Consider the following 17336-nt stretch of genomic DNA (forward strand, 5'->3'; position numbering starts at 1 on the left):
GCAGCCTTCACGGGTACGTGTCGTCCCCGCCCTTCGTGCCGGCTCCCGGGCGGGTCTCGCCAGTCGGGCGGGACGCACCGCCTGGACGAGGCTCGCCAGCCGGTGCTGCGCCAGCCGGTGCTGCGCCAGCCGGTGCTGCGCCAGCGGGGGCTGCGCCAGCCGGTGCTGCGCCAGCGGGGGCTGCGCCAGCCGGTGCCGCGCCAGCCGGGCGAGCGGGGCCCTCCGGGAGCTGCGCTGTCCCCTCGATCACGATCTCCACGCGCGGCTCCGCCGGTTGCGCCGGGGCGCCGCCGCTTGCGTCGGCAGGCGGCAGATCGGCGAAGCTCGCCAGGCTGAGCCGCGCGAGGGGCACGCCGGCCTCCTTGGGCTGCGCGAGGAAGAGCAGCACGGCGCGCGCCTGGGCGACCGTCACGTCCCAGCCGTTGCGCCACGCCACGCCGGGCGTGCCGCTCGCCGTGTGGCCGACGACCTGGTAGCCGAGGCCCTTGAGCGGCTCGTTGCTGCGGATGATCGCGGCGATGTCCCTCAGCACCTTCTCCCCCGCCGGGGAGAGCGCGTCGCGGTTCCCCTTGAACAGGACCCGGCTCGGGATCGAGATGACCACGCGGCCGTCGCGCGGCGCGACCGTGACGTCTCCGGCGGCGACCGGCAAGAACGCCCTGAGGACGTCGCTGTCGCGCTCCGACGCCGGGCGGGCCCCGGCCGGCTCGCCGCGCGGCGGCGTCGCGCCCAGCCCGACGTCGAGGCCCGAGATCGGATCGTTCGCCCAGTGTGGATCGGCCGCGGCGCCGCCGCGCGGGCCCTGCTCTTCCAGCTGGCGGACGCGCGCCTGGCTGGTCGCGAGCTCGCGCTGGAGGCGCTCGGACCGGTCGAGCTGAGCTTGCCATTCGAACTCGGTGTAACCGCACCCGGCGAGGAGCGCAGACGCGACCAGCGCGGCCAGGCCGCGCCCGGCCAAAGCGGCCCGGAGGGCGCGGGGAGGGGAGGCCTCGGCGCGCCTCTTCGCGCTCACCTCTGCGACACCCGAAACAGGCAATTGCACTTTGCAGGCTCCTTCTCGCCGGATCATCCGGATCCATCCTTCTCGCGCCGGTGCGCTGAGCGGGCGGGAGCCTATCCGAGCGGCCGTGATCCCACAAGGCGCGGCCGGGCCGGGGCGAGCCCCGGCCTCCACGACCTGGGCAGGGGACCGGGCTGAGGGACCGGGCTGAGGGACCGATCCGCTCCGGGATCGATCCGCCCGGGCGCGGTCCCGCGCTCGTTCGCGATGCGGGTGAGCCTGCCTACGACAGCCGCTCGTGGCCGGCGCCGTTCGGCGGCGAGGCCTGATGCACTTTCCTGCGGTGCTCGAGCTCGGCAGAGATGAGCCGCACGAGCTCCGTCGAGAGGACGATCGCCTCCCGAGGGCCATATCCATGCTTGCTCAGCTCCCGCGCGACCGACTTGGCCAGGATCTTCATCGCCGAGTCGATCTCTCCCGGCGTCTTCGATGTCGACGTCGAGAAGAGGCTCGCGGTCATCCGGGGGTCGGCGCCTCGCCCCTGGCCGTCCTCGGGCGCTCGGTGCAGCGTCGCCTCGCGCTCCGGAGGCGCTGCGCTCCGGAGCGATGGCCGATCGATCGCGTGGCTTTCGTGGTTCTCGGCCGATGCGGGCGTCGTCGTGCTCGTCGTGCTGTCCGTATGCAGCGATGTCATGTTGTGCGCACTCACGGTGGATCCCCGTCGTCGTTTAACGGTTTTCTCGCCTTCGTCCTTCGTTCCCGCGCGAGAGGTGCTGTTCATCTCGAGCTCATGCCGCGCGTCGCCGCGGCAGGCATCGGTGGATTTACGTCGCGAGACGAAGTTGACGGCAAAAAAGCAGGAATGGCACCTGCCAGGGGAGTGTGGAGGCGGACCACATCGGCCCCTGACCCCACGATAGCAGGGCTCCGATAAAGGGCATCACTTCATCGGTCGTTCGCGCGCGAACACCCATGTTCGCGCGCGCCGCCGGTCGACGCCGAGGGGGCGCTCTCGCGAGACTGCAACTCTGAGTGTGCGCGCCAATGCTCCGCCCGCGGGGGGCGCCGTCCGCGGTGCGAGCGCGAGAGGTGGCTTGCCCTGGGCAGACCCCGGTGCGTCTGGCGCGCTCGCGCCGCGGGGCGCGGGGCGCCGCCGCCCGCGCTGCGCTCCGCCGGGGAGCGCGGACGCACGCGCGCGCGGATGAGGGACAATCGACGTTGAGCACGGATGGCGAGTCGGATGTTCGCTGGTCGGACAGGGCTTGTTAGGAATCGCACGCCTTCCATTGACGATGTGTGTTTCCTGCGGTATTCGATGGAATCGTTGGCGGCCCGACGCTGCGGCGCCATGGGCGTCCGGAGGGAAATCCGGGCTTTGTAGAGCCGGCGGCGCGGTAGGCGGTCGATCGACGCGACGTCCTTGCTTCCGTGTGCCGCTCCATGGCGCCGTTCGCTGCGGCTCGGCCGACGCCGGACGTTCCGAGTTCATCATGTGTAGGGGGGAAGTATGGCCACACTGTGCAGGCCGGAGGTCGCGGTTCCGGAGTTCATCATCACGCGGGAAGACACGCTGAAGCTGGCGGAGCGGCTGCACGCGAGAAACCCGCAGCTGAAGCTCGTACTGCGGCTCATCAACGGCACCGGGGTGCAGAAGCGGCACATCGTGCAGCCGCTGGAGCAGGCGCTCGCTCACCCTGGTTTCGAGATCAGAAATAGGATTTACGAACGGGAGGCCAAGCGACGGGTGCCGCCAGTGATACGGCAGGCGCTGGAGAACGCCGAGCTCACGGCGCGGGACATCGACGCCATCATCTTCGTCTCGTGCACCGGCTTCATGATGCCGTCTATGACGGCCTATCTGATCAACGCCATGGGCTTCCGGCACGATACGCGCCAGATCCCCATGGCGCAGCTCGGTTGCGCGGCCGGGGCGGCGGCCATCAGCCGCGCGCACGACTTCTGCGCGGCTCACGCGGAGGCCAACGTGCTCATCGTGGCCTGCGAGTTCTGCTCTCTCTGCTACCAGCCGACGGACGATGACGTCGGATCGCTCCTGTCCGACGGCCTCTTCGGTGACGCGGTGGGCGCGGTCGTCGTCCGGGGCAGCGGGGGCACCGGCATCCGGCTGGAGCGGAACGAGGCGTATCTCATCCCGGACACCGAGGAGTGGATCTCGTACGCCGTCAAGGACACGGGGTTTCACTTCCGGCTCGACAAGCGGGTCCCCGGGACTATGAAGCCCCTCGCCCCCGTGATGCGCCGGCTCGTCGCGAGCCACGGCTGGGACGTGGGCAACCTCGACTTCTACATCGTCCACGCGGGCGGTCCGCGCATCCTCAACGATCTGTGCAGGTACCTGGAGGTGCCGCAGGAGGCGTTCCGGTACAGCAGGGCCACGCTGACGGAATACGGCAACATCGCGAGCGCGGTGGTGCTCGACTCTCTAGGACGCCTGTTCGCGGACAGGCCGATGCCCGACGGCGCGCGCGGCGTGATCGCGGGGTTCGGCCCGGGGATCACGGCGGAGATGGCCGTCGGTTCCTGGGTGAACGATCACGGCCAGAGCAGGGGCGGAGCGCGTTCGTCCTCCGCCGCGTGACAGCGACCCTGTCGCTCCTGCCATGAAAATCGTGTGAGAAGAGGAAGGGAAGGCTGATGACCAACGCATCGCTCAAGACGCCGTCGCTGAGGTTCATGCTCGGAGGCGACCGTCCCGTATGCCGCATGGGTTATGGCGCCATGTACCTGACCGGGCCGGGCTACTGGGGGCCGCCGGCCGACCCGGACGCGGCCGTCCGGCTCCTGCGGCGCGCCGTCGACCTCGGGGTGAACTTCATCGACACCGCCGACGCCTACGGCCCGGACACCAACGAGCAGATCATCCGCCGCGCCCTCCACCCGTACCCGGCGGGGCTCGTGATCACCACCAAGGGCGGGCTGCTGCGCTCCGGACCGGAGGACTGGACCGTCCAGGGGCGCCCGTACATCGTCCCGTGCGGGCGTCCGGCGTACCTCCGCCAGCAGGTGGAGATGAGCCTGCGAAACCTCGGGCTCGAGCGCATCGAGCTCTATCAGCTCCACCGCATCGACCCTGCCGTACCGCTGGCCGATCAGCTCGGCGAGCTCGCGCGGCTCAAGGAGCAGGGCAAGATCCACCATATCGGCCTCTCCGGGCAGCCCGAGGTCACCGTGGAGCAGCTCGCCAAGGCGCGCGAGATCACCGAGATCGCCGCCGTGGAGAACCTGTACAACGTCGCGGACCGCTCCGGGGAGAAGGCCCTGCGGTACGCCGAGCAGCACGGCATGGCGTTCATCCCGTGGTTCCCCATGGGACACGGCGACCTCGCCAAGCCCGGCAGCGTCCTCTCCGGGCTCGCCAAGGAGCGCGGCGCGACGCCCGCCCAGCTGGCCCTCGCCTGGCTGCTGCACAGGTCGCCGTCCATCCTCGCCATCCCCGGCACCTCGTCCATCAAGCACCTGGAAGAGAACTGCCGCGCGGCGGACATGAAGCTCGACGAGAGCGAGCTGGCCGCCATCGAGGACGCCGCCGCCGCCGCGAAGACGTGGCGTCCATCGGCGTCGGAATCGGGGTCCACCCACACGAAGGAGATGCCATGAGCACCCAGCTGCAAACCAGCGCCGCCCACCCGAACGTCCAGAAGCTGCGCACCCTCTACGCCGATCTGTCGCGCATCGGGGAGTTCGTCGCCGACGACATGGTCCTGCACACAGCGCACCGGGAGCTCTGCCGCGACAGGGCTGCCGGCCGCGTCGTCGGCAAGGCGGCCGCCACCACCCATGAGCGCGAGCTGATCCGCATGACCGGCGGCACGCTGCTGATGGACGTGCAGCACATCTTCGCCAACGATCACTTCGGCGCCGCGTTCGGCGTGCTGCGCGCCCACCTCGGCGGCGCGAGCCTGGCGATGCCGTTCTGCGGGGTCTGGCGCTTCCGCGGGGGCCTGATCACGGAGCACTGGGAGAACGCGTACGACGTGGCCTCCGTGATGGCGTTCCTCGGCGACGAGAGCGGCGCCCCGCCCGCCTGAGGCGCCGAGGGGCCGCGCCACGACGGCCTCGCCCCACCCTTTGTCGTTCCCGCCACCCTCCCGGATCTGCTACTGCTGCGCGCCGCGCCGGTGCCCTCCCGGGCACGGCGAGCTCCCCCGGGGAGCGCGCTCGCCGCACGTCAGCCATGGCTCAAGGTTACCTCTTCCTCATCATCGCCCTCGTCTTCAACGCGACAGCGAACATCCTGATGAAGCTGGCGTCGCGGCGCGTCCCCTCGATGGAGGGGCTGTCCCTCGTCGAGAAGTGCCTCGCGCTCGTCACGAACTACCACCTCGTGCTGGGGCTCGTGCTCTTCGCGTCGAACATCCTGTTCTACGTCCTGGCGCTCAAGCGCATCAACCTGTCGATCGCCTATCCGATCATGTCGTCGGGCGGCTTCCTGCTCATCTCGGTCTTCTCCGTCTACGTCCTGCACGAGACGCTGACGGCGCTGCAGATCGGCGGCATCGTCCTGATCGCGGCGGGGATCGCGCTGCTCGCGTACAACATCGCCTAGGCCTCCGGCCGGCCTCCGCGGCGCGACGCCGGACTGCCAAACCGACCTGCCGGTCCGCCCGCCCTCGGCGTGGGGCCGTGGTACGGTGGCGCGCGCCTCGCGCCCGAACGCCCTCACCCCGGAGACCGCCGCCATGCGCAGCCGAACGCTCCCGCGTGCCTTGCTCGCCGTGCTCCTCACGACGCCGCTCGCGACGCCGCTCGCGACGACCGCGTGCCATGGCGCGCCCCAGGACGCCGCGCACCCCTCGCCCGGCCGGGCCGGCGCCGCCTGCGGGCGCGGCGATCCGATGACGCGGACCGAGCTCTTCTTCGGCCTGGACCGGTTCGAGCTGCCCCCCGTGACGCAGGCGGAGTGGCAGGGGTTCGTCGACACGGCGATCACCCCGCGCTTCAAGGACGGGCTGACCCAGTTCGATGTCGACGGCCAGTACCTTGCGACGACGGGGAAGCTCATCCGCGAGGACAGCCGGCTGATCATGCTCCTCCACGACGGCGGCCAGGTCGCCTCGGACGCCATCGACGCGATCCGCAAGGAATACAAGGTTCGCTTCAACCAGGAATCCGTGCTGCGCATCGACGAGCCCGTCTGCGTCGGCTTCTGACGCCTGGAACCGCCGCTGAAGGCAGCGCTCCGCCCGCCGCGGGGACAGCGCATGTCCCGCGCGTGTCTGTTCGGAACAGCGCCTGTTCTCTCGGCTCGACGAGCCCCTGATCGCGAAGATTCTTGACCCGAGGGGGGCTGGGAGACAGAGTTTTATTACAACTGCCAGGCTTCGGTCGGCGCATGGCCGCGCATTGCATCGCGCGCATCCGTCGGCGTGCTCGTGCCTGGCGTTCATACAAAAAGCGTTCGACGCGAGCGCTCCTGCTCGGCTCCACCCGGAGCAAGGAGATCCCCGTGCTGATGAGGCTTCCCTGGCGGCCCGGATGGGCCATGACGATGGTGGCTGTCCTTGGGTGCTCCGGCTCCGAAGGGCCTCCTCCGGAGGAGGAGAGCGTCCTGGAGAGCCAAGATGAGGTGCGCTACGACTTCCATGCACCCGCGTCTGGAAGGACGGTGTTCGCGGACGTCGTGGCCATCGATCAGATGTTCGTCTACGATCGCCTCGGCGCGTTCAACCCCGGGGGCATGGTGTATGCGCTCCGCCGGGACGTGGTGGCCGCCGATCCGTCGAAGTCCATCGGTCCTGGCAACGCGACGCTGCGTCCAGGCAAGCGCCCGAGGCCCCTCGTCCTGCGGGTCAACGCCGGCGACAGGCTCTCCATCTCGTTCACCAACTGGCTCACGCCCGCGACCGGCCCGCTGCCGAGCACCTCCGCGTCGACCCGTGACGCCTCGATCCAGGTGGTCGGGCTCCAGATCCGGAACCTCGACGCGCTGGCGGGCGACGTCGGGAAGAACGAGAGCTCCCTGGCCGCGCCGGGCGAGACGCGCACGTACGAGCTCTTCGCCGGCCGCGAGGGAACGTTCCTCATGCACAGCGGCGGCGCCATGGTCGGCTCGGAGCCCGGGCCGGGGCGGCGGATCTCCCAGACGCTGTACGGCGCCGTCACCGTCGAGCCGCCGGGCGCGGTCGCGTACCGCTCGCAGGTGACGGCCGCCGAGCTCTCGGCCGCCTCCCTGAACCCGTCGAACCCGGACGGCACGCCGCGCATCGACTACAACGCGGTCGACGCGTCCGGTCAGCCGATCCTGAAGATGATCGACGACGCCGGCGAGATCGTGCACGGCGACGTCAACGCCATCATCGCGGGCTTCGACGAGACGGAGGCCGGGTCCCCTGCCTCCGAGAACATGGGCTATTTCCGCGAGTTCACGGTGCTCTTCCACGACATCCTGAGCGTCGTGCAGCCCATCGCGGAGTACCAGGCGGACCCGCGCTACAACGGCGTGCGCACCGGCTTCGGCATCAACTACGGCGCCGCCAGCCTGGGCAGCGCCGTCTTCGCCAACAAGCGGAAGATCGGCCCGAGCAAGCGCTGCGAGGAGTGCAAGTTCGAGGAGTTCTTCCTGAGCTCGTGGGTCAACGGGGATCCGGCGCTGAACATCGATCGGGACGACGCCGGCAACGCGACAGAGGCGCTCTATCCGGACGACCCCTCGAACGTATCCCACGGTTACCTCGGGGATCCCGTCCGCGTCAGGAACCTCCACGCCGGCCCCAGCGAGACGCACGTCTTCCACCTCCACGGCCACCAGTGGCTGCGGTCGCCGGGCAACGAGAAGAGCGCGTACATCGACTCGCAGACCATCGGCCCGAGGGCCGCCTACACGTATGACATCACCTATGGCGGAGGCGGCAACCGCAACCTCTCCGTGGGAGACGCCATCTACCACTGCCACCTGTATGCCCATTTCGCGCAGGGCATGTGGGGGCTCTGGCGCACGCACGACGTCTTCGAGGCGGGCACGCCGGACCGCGCGCTCCCGGACGGCGAGCTCGCGGCGGGGACGCCCACGCCCGCGGTCGTGCCGATCCCCGGCGTCGCGCTGGCGCCGATGCCGACCTACGAGCGGACGCCGGTCAGGATGGCCGACGGGAAGACCGTGGAGCGCGACCCGATGCCGGGTTATCCGTTCTACGTCGCCGCGGTCGCGGGGCACCGGCCGTCGCAGCCGCCCCGCGACATGGAGCACGACGGCGGGCTCCCGCGCCACTACATCGCGAACGTGCCGCCGGGAGGCGCGGCGGTCGGCGGCCGCGGCCTCTTCGACGTGCAGCTCTCCAGGGCCGACGTGCAGCTCCTGCCGAAGGACGGCACCCCGTCGGAGGTGGCGGCCGCCAACTTCCACGCGGGCGCGTTCCCGGGCGCCGTGCGCGCGCCGGAGCGCTACGGCTTCCCCGTCAAGGGCTACCCCGCCTTCACGGCGGACGGCAAGCCGGCGCTCTTCCTCGTGAACGGCCAGCCGCCGGCCGCGGGCGCCCCCTTCGCGGACCCGTGCCCGCCAAACGCGCCGGTGCGCACCTACCGCGCGGCCTACGTCCAGACCAACGCCCCGGTGAACCGGGCCGGCTGGCACGACGCGCAGGCGCGCATGATCGTCCTCGAGAAGGACGTCGAGGCCACCCTCGACGGCACGAGGGCGCCGGAGCCGCTGTTCATCCGCGCGCAATCCGGCGAGTGCGTCGTGTTCCACGCGACGAACCTCATCCCGGCGGCGCTCGCGGCGGACGACTTCCAGGTCTTCTCGCCCACCGACGTCATCGGCCAGCACATCCACCTCGTGAAGTTCGACGTCACCTCCTCGGACGGCGGCGCGAACGGCTTCAACTACGAGGACGGGGCCCTCGCGATGGAGGAGGTGGCGGCGCGCATCCAGGCGGCCAACGCGCTCGGCGGGGCCCTCGCCGCCGGCGTCAGGAGCGGCGAGCCCGGGGCGCGCGTGCGGCTCGAGGACCCGACGCGCCACCCGCGCATGACCACGGCGTCGCTCGGGGCGCAGACCACGACACAGCGCTGGTTTGCCGATCCGATCATGAGCGAGGCCGGCCAGGACCGCGCGCTGAGCACGGCCTTCACCCACGATCACTTCTCGGCCTCATCGCACCAGCACCACGGGCTCTACGGCGGCCTCGTCGTCGAGCCGGCCGGCTCGATCTGGCGCGATCCCGAGACCGGAGCGCTCTTCGGCGATCGCAGCGACGGCGGGCCGACGAGCTACCGCGCCGACATCCTGTTTCCGCCGGGCGACCCCCGGAGCCCGTTCCGCGAGTTCAACCTGAGCATCGCCGATTATGGCCCCGTCTACGACGAGTGCGGCCGGCCGGTGAACCCGTCGTCGCAGGCGCCCGCGCCGCTGCCGGTGGCCATCACCCATGGGCCCTCCACCCCCGACGCCATCTCGTGGCGTGACTCGGGCGTCGGGCTCATCAACTACCGGAACGAGCCGATCCCGCTCCGGATCGCAGAGCGCAACTGCAGCACGCGCGCGGTCGTCCAGAAGAGCGGCGACGCCGGCGCCATGCACAACGTCTTCAGCTCGCGTGTCCACGGGGATCCCGCGACGCCGCTGCTCCGCGCGTACGAGGGCGATCGCACGCTGATCCGCCTCACCCAGGGCGCGCAGGCGGAGCAGCACGTGTTCACCGTGCACGGGAAGAAGTGGCTGAACGAGTCGACCGATCCCGACAGCGGCTACGCCAACGGGCAGGTCATCGGCGTCTCGGAGCAGGCGGATCTCGCGCTCGACGCGGCGCCCCTCTTCCGGAAGAACGCGGCGGGCGGCGCGGACTACCTCTATGCGGGGGCGCCGACGGACGATCTCTGGGAGGGGCGGTGGGGCATCCTGCGCGTCCACGGCGAGCGGCAGGCGGATCTCCTGCCGCTCTCGGGCGCGTCGCTGCCGAGGGGCAGGCGCCGGGAGGTCGAGGTGTGCCCGCCGGAGGCGCAGAAGAGGCCGTATGTCGTCCACGCGATCACCGCGAAGGGCAACCTGCCGGACGATCGCCTCACGTACAACGCGACGTACGGGCTCCACGATCCCAACGCCATCCTGTTCGTCCTCGAGGAGGATCTGGCCGCCCTGCGCTCGGGCGCGCGCCCGCCCGAGCCGCTCGTCCTGCGCGCGGCGGCCGGCGAGTGCGTCGAGGTCACGCTCGTCAACGACCTGCCCGAGGAGCTGCCGAAGTCGCCTCACTGGAACTACAACGCTCCCATCGTCGACGGGTTCAACGTCAACCAGGTGAAGCCGTCGAACCGCGTCTCGCTGCACCCGCAGCTCGTGGCGTATGACGTGACGGCGAGCGACGGCGCGAGCGTGGGCCAGAACCCCGATCAGACGGTCGAGCGCGGGAAGCAGCGGACGTACACCTGGTATGCCGGCGACATCTCCGTGACGGCGCGGGGCGACGTCCGCTGGCAGCCCATCGAGCTCGGCGCCGTGAACCTCAAGGACATGGCGGACGTGGTGAACCACCCGATGCACGGCGGGATCGGCGCGCTGATCGTCGAGCCGGAGGGCGCCGTCTGGTACCCGAGCCGGAATTCCCGCGCGGCCGCCCAGGTGAAGTACAGGGACGAGAACGGCTCCGAGATCTGGTTCCGCGAGTTCGTGCTCCTCTACCAGGACGAGGTGCCCTTGCAGTCGGATCAGGAGGCTTTCCACTGCCTCAACCGGGCGCTGGGCTGCGGCCACACCCTCGCGAACGTCGCTGGCCCTCCCGATCCCGACTTCACGGGCCACAAGGCGTTCAACTACCGCGCCGAGCCCATCTGGGCGCGGCTCGGCGCGGGGCCGGACGCGCCGCTCGGCGCCCGCCAGGGCCTCGACGTCAGCGGCGTCTTCAGCTCGGCGGGGCGCGGCGATCCGGCGACGCCGGTCTTCACGGCGGGGCGTTATGACCGCGTGCGCTTCCGGGTGCTGCAGGCCTCGGGGCACCGGCGCCAGCACTCGTTCGGGCTCTCGAACACGGAGTGGGCGTACAACCCGTGGGCGCAAGGCTCGGGATCCCGGTACCAGGGCCGGAACAGCAAGAGCTTCGCCGTGAGCGCGCACAGCGGCATCGGCCCCATGACCGCGTGGACGGTGACTCCCTACTTCAGGTCGGGCGGCATGTTCGAGGTCCCCGGCGATCGCCTCTACATGGACCAGTCGAACGCCATGCTCACCGGCGGGCTCTGGGGCATCTGGCGGGTCACGCCGTGAGCGGGAGGAGGGGCCTGTGATGCGACGGATCTCGATGGACGGCGCCTCGATGGGCGCGCGCGGACTCTGGCTCTCGCTGGCCTGGCTCAGCGCCTCTGCGGCGCTCGGCTGCGGCCGGAGAGAGGCGCTCCCTGCCTCGCAGGACCCGGGGGCCGAGCGGCCGGCGCAGCCGGCGCAGCTCGCGCCGCCGGCGCAGCCCGAGGAGCCGGCGGCTCCCCTGCAGGAGAGCCGGGTCGAGCGCGATGGGCTCTCCATCGCGTTCGCCCTGCGGCCGCTGGATCGCGGCCAGCAGGGCGGGGGGACCGGCCCCGGGGCGGCGCCGGCCGCGGCGGTGGCGGGCTCCGACGTCGTGGCCGAGTTCACCATCACCGACGCGTCCACGGGCGCGCCGGTCCGTGGCCTCACGCCCCTCGGCTGGATGTCGCGCCGCGCCGGGGCGGACGGCGCCGCCGCGGCGAGCTTCTCCGGCGGCGCGCCCGCGGCGAGCCTCGCCAGCGGCGCGGTCGACGCCGCGCCGGACGAGGCGGCGTGCCGGGGGAAGATCCAGAGCTTCATGGCGGGCCTCCTGTCCGTGCGCCCCGAGGTCGACATGAACGCCTACCTCCTCTGGACGCTGAACCAGGACAACTCCCTCTCGGCCATCAACCCGCAGGTCGCCCTCGCCAGGACGCAGCTCCGGAGCGTGGTCAGCCTCGCGGGCCGCGGCGTCTCGTTCGTCATGCACCCCGACCGGGAGAGCCTCTACGTCACGCTCCGGGGCGGGCAGGGCCTCGCCGTTGTCGACACGCGGCGGGGGCTCGTCCGGACGAACGTCCCCGTCGGCCAGGATCCGTCGCGCGTCGTGGTCGCCCCCGACGGGCGCACGGTCTGGGTGGGCAACGACGGCGACGGGACGGTGAGCGTGATCGACGCCCGCTCGACGGACGTCCTAAGGACGCTCCCGGTGGGGCCGGGCCACCACGAGATCGCCTTCACCGGCGGCGGCCGCGCCGCGTGGATCACGAGCCAGCAGGGGGAGTCGGTGGCCGTGGTGGACGGCGAGACGCTCGAGCCGCTCGGCGAGATCGCGGTGGGCGAGGGGGTCGTCTCCATCGCGGCGAGCGATGAAGCGGGCGTGGTCCACGCGGCGAACGCCGCGCGCGGCGAGGTCGTGATCCTCGACGTCGCGCGCCGGGCCGTCGCCGGGCGCGTCGCCCTGAAGCCCGGGCTCGGCGCGCTCCAGTTCGACCCGCGCGGGCGGTTCTCGTTCGCGCTGAACCCGTCCGCGAACGAGGTCGCCGTGCTCGACGGCGCGACGGGCGCGGTGGCGCACACGCTCACCGGGCTGGCCGCGCCGGACGCTGTCACCTTCACCGGCGCCTTTGCCTACATCCGCAACCGGGGCGCCGCGCGGGTCTCGCTCGTCGACCGGTCGGCCCTCGGCGGCCCGGCGACCCCGCCCCTCGTCGACATCGCGGTCGGCCAGGGCCCGCCTCTCGCCGCCGCGGCGCCGCCAGGGCCGGCCGCGCTCGCCACGCCCATCGCGCCCCTGCCCGAGGGCAACGGCGCCCTCGTCGCGAGCCCGGCCGACAAGGCGCTCTACGTCTACGTGGAGGGCATGATGGCCCCGATCGGCACCTTGCCGAGCTACGGCCGCGAGCCGCGATCGATCCTCGTCGAGGACAGGTCGCTCAAGGAGGTGCGCCCGGGCGTGTATGCGACCACGGTGCGCCTCGGCGAGGGGGGGCTCTACGACGTCGAGCTCCTCCTCGACCGCCCGCGGACGGGGGTGTGCCTCGAGGCGACCGTGGCGCCCGCGCGCTGCGCCCCGGGCGACGGCGAGGCCGACGCGTCCGGCTGCGGGGGCGATCCCGTGAAGGACATCGCGATCGCGCCGCTCTTCGAGCCCGACCAGCGGCTCGCGGCGGGCGAGCCCGCGACGCTGCGCTTCCGCGCGACCGCGGGCGAAGGGGGCCCTCCGCTCGACGCGCTCGACGCGGAAGACATCGAGGTGATGGTCGTCCGGTTCCCGGCCGGGTACCGCTTCCGCGGCGCGCCGCGGGCCGAGGGGGACGGCACGTTCTCCGTCGCGTTCACCCCGCCCGCGCCGGGCCAGTACCGCTTCCTCGCCGCCGTCCCTGGGCGCGGGGCGCCTGTCGGCGCGCTCCCGTTCGTCCCGCTGCGCGTCTCCGCGCGCGGCGCCGGCGCGCAGCGCGGAGGTGCGCGATGAGGCCCGGGGCGGCCCTCGCCGCGGCGGCCCTCGCGCTCGCGATCTGCTCGTCCGCGCGCTTCACGCCCGCGGAGGGCAAGGCGCCGCGCGTGGAGCGGATGAAGATCGGCGGCGTCTCCCGGGAGGACGACGCCGCCGCGGCGCGGTACTTCACCAACACCGAGCTCGTCGACCAGCACGGCCGCGCGCACCGCTTCTACGACGGGCTGCTGCGGGGCCGGAAGGTGCTCATCAACTTCGCCTTCACCTCGTGCAAGGGCGTCTGCCCCACGATGACGGCGAACCTCGCGCGCGTGCAGGCGCTGCTGCGGGCGCGCGGGCAGGCGGTGACGATGTTGACGATCACGGTCGACCCGGAGAACGACACGCCGGCCGCGCTGAAGGAGTACGCCGCGAAGTTCAAGGCGGGCGAGGGCTGGTACTTCCTGACCGGCACGCCCGAGAACGTCGCCACGGTGCTGAAGCGCCTCGGCGGCCAGGTGAAGCGGCCCGACGAGCACACGATGACGCTGCTCGTCGGCGACACGTCGACCGGCATGTGGCTGAAGGCGTTCGCCACCGAGGAGCCCGAGGCGCTCGCGCGCGCCGTCCAGCACCTCAACGACCCACGGTGAGGCCGACATGCGTTTCCTGTCGCTCGGTGCATTGAAAGCGCTGGTCGTTCTCCTCGCCGGCGCGCTCGCCGCGGCCTCGTGCGGCCGCGGGAGCGCGCCTCCCGGCGAGCACGCCGCCCCCGCTCCCGCGGGGCCGCCTGGGCATGCTCTGGACGTCTCCGCGGCCGCGGGGCCGCCTGGGCTCTCCGCGGACGGCGCGGCGGAGGTGCGCGCCTCGCCGGCGACGGGCGTCGAGGTGCTGGACGAGGAGCTCGTGGATCAGGACGGCCGCCCCGTCCGTCTGCGCGAGCTCGCCAGGGGCCGGGTGCTCGCCGTCAATTTCATCTTCACGACCTGCACGACGATCTGCTCGCCGATGACGGCCATCTTCGGCCGGCTCCAGGCCGAGCTCGGCGGCGCGCTGGACCGGGACGTGCGGCTCGTCTCGATCTCGCTGGACCCCGCGATGGACACGCCGGAGCGGCTGAACGCGTACGCCGAGAAGTTCGGCCGGCGGAAGGGCTGGTCGTTCCTGACGGGGCGGCGCGAGCGCGTGAACCGCGTGCTGGACGCGCTCGGAGGGCGCGCGCCGATCAAGGAGCGGCACGCGCCGATCACGCTCATCGGGCGCGAGGCGGAGGGCCGCTGGACGCGGGTCGAGGGCATCGCGCCGCCGGGGCGCCTCGCGGACGAGGTCCGGGCGTTCCTTTCGCCGCGAGGGGCTGCGGCGCGGAGCGCGGGCGGTGGCTAGGGCGAGGGCCCGTTCTGGCAGGGGGCGGCTCGGCCTCCTGGCGGCGGTGCCGGCGGTGGCGCTCTGCGCGGTCGCGGCGTGGGCGCTCGGCCGTGATGAGGGAGCGCCCCGGGCGTACGCGCCTGCGGCGGGCGAGGTGGCGTCGTGCGAGGATCTCTCGCCGGCCGCCCGGCGCGGCAAGCGCATCTACCAGCGCGGCGCGACCGAGGACGGCCGGGCCATCGAGGGCGCGATCGCCGGCGGCGCCGCGGCGCTCTCCGGCCGAGAGGCCGCCTGCGCGGGCTGCCACGGCCCCAGCGGGGAGGGGACGACCGAGGGGGGCGTCACGGCACCGCCGCTCGCGGCCGAGCGGCGCCTGGCGGCCAGCGGCGAGCGGGGTGGGGGAGCAGGGCGGGGGAGCGGGACAGGCGAGGGGGCGATGACCGCCGCCGCGCTGGTGACGGCGATCCGCGAGGGGCGAGGGCCCGCGGGGCAGCGGCTGAGCCCGGTGATGCCGCGGTACCGCCTGGCAGAGGCGGATCTGTCGGATCTCGTTGACTATCTGGGTTGTGTCGGCCGGGATCTGGACCCTGGCGTCACGGCGGGCTCAGTGGCCTTGGGCGCCGCGCTGCCGCTGACCGGGCCGGAGGCGCCGATGGGCGCGGCCGCGCGCGACGTGCTGATGGCGGCGTTCGCCGAGGTGAACGCGCGGGGCGGCCTCTACCGGCGGAGGCTCGAGCTGCGCGTGGAGGACAGCGCCGGGCCGGCGGGCGATGCCGGGGCGACGGCGCGCCTCCTGGACCGGGGCGTGCTGGCGCTGGTGGGGAGCGCCTTCGACGGGGATCCGGCGCTGCGGGCGCGCCTCTCGGAGGAGCGGGCGCCGCTCGTGGGGCCCTTGGCGCTGGCGGGCGCACCCGGGTTGGCTGGCGGGGCGGGCGCACCCGGGTTGGCCGGCGGCGCCCCTGGCCGCGCGCGGGATGTCGCGGCAGGGGCCGACGACATGGTGTTCCGAGTGCTGCCGGGGCCCGACGTGCTGGCCCGCGTGGCGATCAAGCACCTCGCCCGCGCTCGTGCGACCGCGGGTGCGCTTGCGCTCGTCGTGCACACGCGCGACCGCGCCGGCGAGGCCTGGGCGTCAGGCGCGCGCGCGGAGGCTGCTCACCGCGATCTTCCTGCGCCGCCAGTGCTCTCCTTCGAGCCAGGCCACCTCTCGCCGCGCGGCGTGGCCGGCGCGGTGCGGGCGCACGGGGCGCGGGCGGTGCTCTTCTGGGGCCCCGGCGCGGACCTCGCGAGCGTCAAGGCGGCGCTGGAAGACGCGGGATCGGCCGCGCCGATCTACGCCTCGCTGGGATCGCTCGCCGGAAGTGCCGGGGCGCCGTCCCGCGAGCTCGCCGGCCGCGCGCTGTTCCTGTACCCAGGCTCCCTGGGCGAGCGGGAGCGGGCATCAGAGGACGCGCTGGAGGCGTTCCTGCGCCGGGCGGGCGTGGCGCCGGGGCCGCTCGGGGTCCAGGCGAGCGCCTACGTCGCGGCGCAGATCGCGATCGAGGCGCTGAAGCGCGCCGGCGCCCACGCGACACGAGAGGGGCTGATCGCGGCGCTCGAGCGGCTGCGAGACTTCGACGCGGGCCCGGCGCCGCCCGTGACCTTCGCCCGGAACCGCCGGACCGGCGTCCTCGGAGCGAGCGTCTTCCGGATGGATCCGACGTCCGACACCGCCGTGCGAGCGTCGGAGTGGATCGATGTGGTCCCGTAGGGCGGGGCCATTCCGACCTCGGTCCTCCCTGCCCACGCACCGTGCTCTCGTGACCAGGGCGAGTGCAGCCATCGCGCGCGCGTCCTCGCTCGAGCCGATGAGCTAAGCGACCCAAAGTGATGGGGGCCTCCCCGGGCTGGTTCCCCATGCGGGGTCGCGCTAGGCTCGGCGCCATGGGTGATCCCGCCGCGATGCGGAACATGAGCGCCGCGGAGTACCTGGCGTGGGAGCGGAGCCAGCCTGCGAAGCACGAGTACCATCTCGGCGAGGTGTTCGCGATGGCGGGTGGCAGCCCTCGGCATAACTTGCTGTCAGGCGCCATGATCGCGGAGCTTCGAGCGGCCGTTCGCGGCAAGGGGTGCCACGTGCTGACGTCCGATCAGCGGATCTCGGCCGAGCAAGGGCAGCGCTACGTTTATGCGGACTCGGTCGTGGTGTGCGGCCCCATGGACACGGAACCTGGCACGAGCGATGTCCTCACGAACCCGTGCATCCTTGTCGAGGTCCTCTCGCAGAGCACCGAGCCGTACGACCGCGGCAAGAAGTGGGCGGCGTACCAGCGCCTCGCCTCGCTGACCGACTACGTGCTCGTTTCGCAGACGTCTGCGCGGGTCGAGCACTATCGTCGCGAGGCGGATGGCTCCTGGCGCTACCGGGTGCTGGAGGCCGGCGACACACTGACGCTGGCGAACGGCGCTACCATCTCGATCGACGCGGTGTACGAAGGCGCGTTCGAGCTCACCGGCGACTGACGTGGGCGGAGGCCGCGCGCCGATATTCGCCACGAGGCCGGCCTATCGGTAGCGGACTCCAACGTGATCGGCGCTCTCGCGGT

The 17336-nt window shown here is 72.5% G+C and carries 13 protein-coding genes; 11 read left to right on the plus strand and 2 right to left on the minus strand.

From position 1 onward, the window contains the following. Positions 1-7: 7 nt before the first annotated feature. Both WMF11_RS11840 and WMF11_RS11845 read right to left on the minus strand, forming a co-directional pair. Positions 8-1042, minus strand: a complete 1035-nt coding sequence (locus WMF11_RS11840; protein ID WP_437977529.1) for an OmpA/MotB family protein — start codon at positions 1040-1042, stop codon at positions 8-10. A 241-nt stretch (positions 1043-1283) separates the two neighbouring features. After that, the gene (locus WMF11_RS11845; RefSeq protein WP_437908516.1) at positions 1284-1694 is read right to left on the minus strand and encodes a hypothetical protein; all 411 of its coding nucleotides are present in this window, start codon (positions 1692-1694) and stop codon (positions 1284-1286) included. 813 nt (positions 1695-2507) lie between these two features. On the opposite strand from WMF11_RS11845, the gene WMF11_RS11850 reads away from it, so the two are divergent. From WMF11_RS11850 to WMF11_RS11900, 11 genes are all read left to right on the plus strand, one after another. Continuing rightward, positions 2508-3599, plus strand: coding sequence for a type III polyketide synthase (locus WMF11_RS11850; RefSeq protein ID WP_437977530.1), 1092 nt, complete (start codon positions 2508-2510; stop codon positions 3597-3599). A gap of 56 nt (positions 3600-3655) precedes the next feature. Continuing rightward, a complete protein-coding gene (locus tag WMF11_RS11855) occupies positions 3656-4618 on the plus strand; it encodes an aldo/keto reductase (RefSeq protein ID WP_437977531.1) in 963 nt (320 codons plus the stop codon). Then, positions 4615-5049, plus strand: a complete 435-nt coding sequence (locus WMF11_RS11860) for a nuclear transport factor 2 family protein (RefSeq protein ID WP_437745550.1) — start codon at positions 4615-4617, stop codon at positions 5047-5049. The genes WMF11_RS11855 and WMF11_RS11860 overlap by 4 nt, the downstream gene beginning before the upstream one ends. A gap of 146 nt (positions 5050-5195) precedes the next feature. Continuing rightward, positions 5196-5567: a DMT family transporter gene (locus WMF11_RS11865; protein ID WP_437908519.1), complete on the plus strand. Its 372-nt coding sequence runs from the start codon at positions 5196-5198 to the stop codon at positions 5565-5567. 133 nt (positions 5568-5700) lie between these two features. After that, positions 5701-6171, plus strand: a complete 471-nt coding sequence (locus tag WMF11_RS11870) for a DUF3574 domain-containing protein (protein ID WP_437977532.1) — start codon at positions 5701-5703, stop codon at positions 6169-6171. A 302-nt stretch (positions 6172-6473) separates the two neighbouring features. Continuing rightward, positions 6474-11216, plus strand: coding sequence for a copper oxidase (locus tag WMF11_RS11875; RefSeq protein WP_437979303.1), 4743 nt, complete (start codon positions 6474-6476; stop codon positions 11214-11216). A 19-nt stretch (positions 11217-11235) separates the two neighbouring features. Beyond that, positions 11236-13425, plus strand: coding sequence for a YncE family protein (locus tag WMF11_RS11880; protein ID WP_437977533.1), 2190 nt, complete (start codon positions 11236-11238; stop codon positions 13423-13425). After that, positions 13422-14039 (plus strand): SCO family protein, encoded by a 618-nt coding sequence (locus WMF11_RS11885; RefSeq protein WP_437977534.1) that lies wholly within the window; start codon positions 13422-13424, stop codon positions 14037-14039. The genes WMF11_RS11880 and WMF11_RS11885 overlap by 4 nt, the downstream gene beginning before the upstream one ends. Before the next feature lie 7 nt (positions 14040-14046). After that, a complete protein-coding gene (locus WMF11_RS11890; RefSeq protein WP_437977535.1) occupies positions 14047-14769 on the plus strand; it encodes an SCO family protein in 723 nt (240 codons plus the stop codon). Next, a complete protein-coding gene (locus WMF11_RS11895) occupies positions 14762-16501 on the plus strand; it encodes a cytochrome c/ABC transporter substrate-binding protein (RefSeq protein WP_437977536.1) in 1740 nt (579 codons plus the stop codon). The genes WMF11_RS11890 and WMF11_RS11895 overlap by 8 nt, the downstream gene beginning before the upstream one ends. Positions 16502-16674: 173 nt before the next feature. After that, positions 16675-17253: a Uma2 family endonuclease gene (locus WMF11_RS11900; protein ID WP_437977537.1), complete on the plus strand. Its 579-nt coding sequence runs from the start codon at positions 16675-16677 to the stop codon at positions 17251-17253. The last annotated feature ends 83 nt before the right edge of the window (positions 17254-17336 follow it).

Source organism: Sorangium sp. So ce295 (assembly GCF_051527405.1).
GTDB classification, from domain to species: domain Bacteria; phylum Myxococcota_A; class Polyangia; order Polyangiales; family Polyangiaceae; genus Sorangium; species Sorangium cellulosum_B.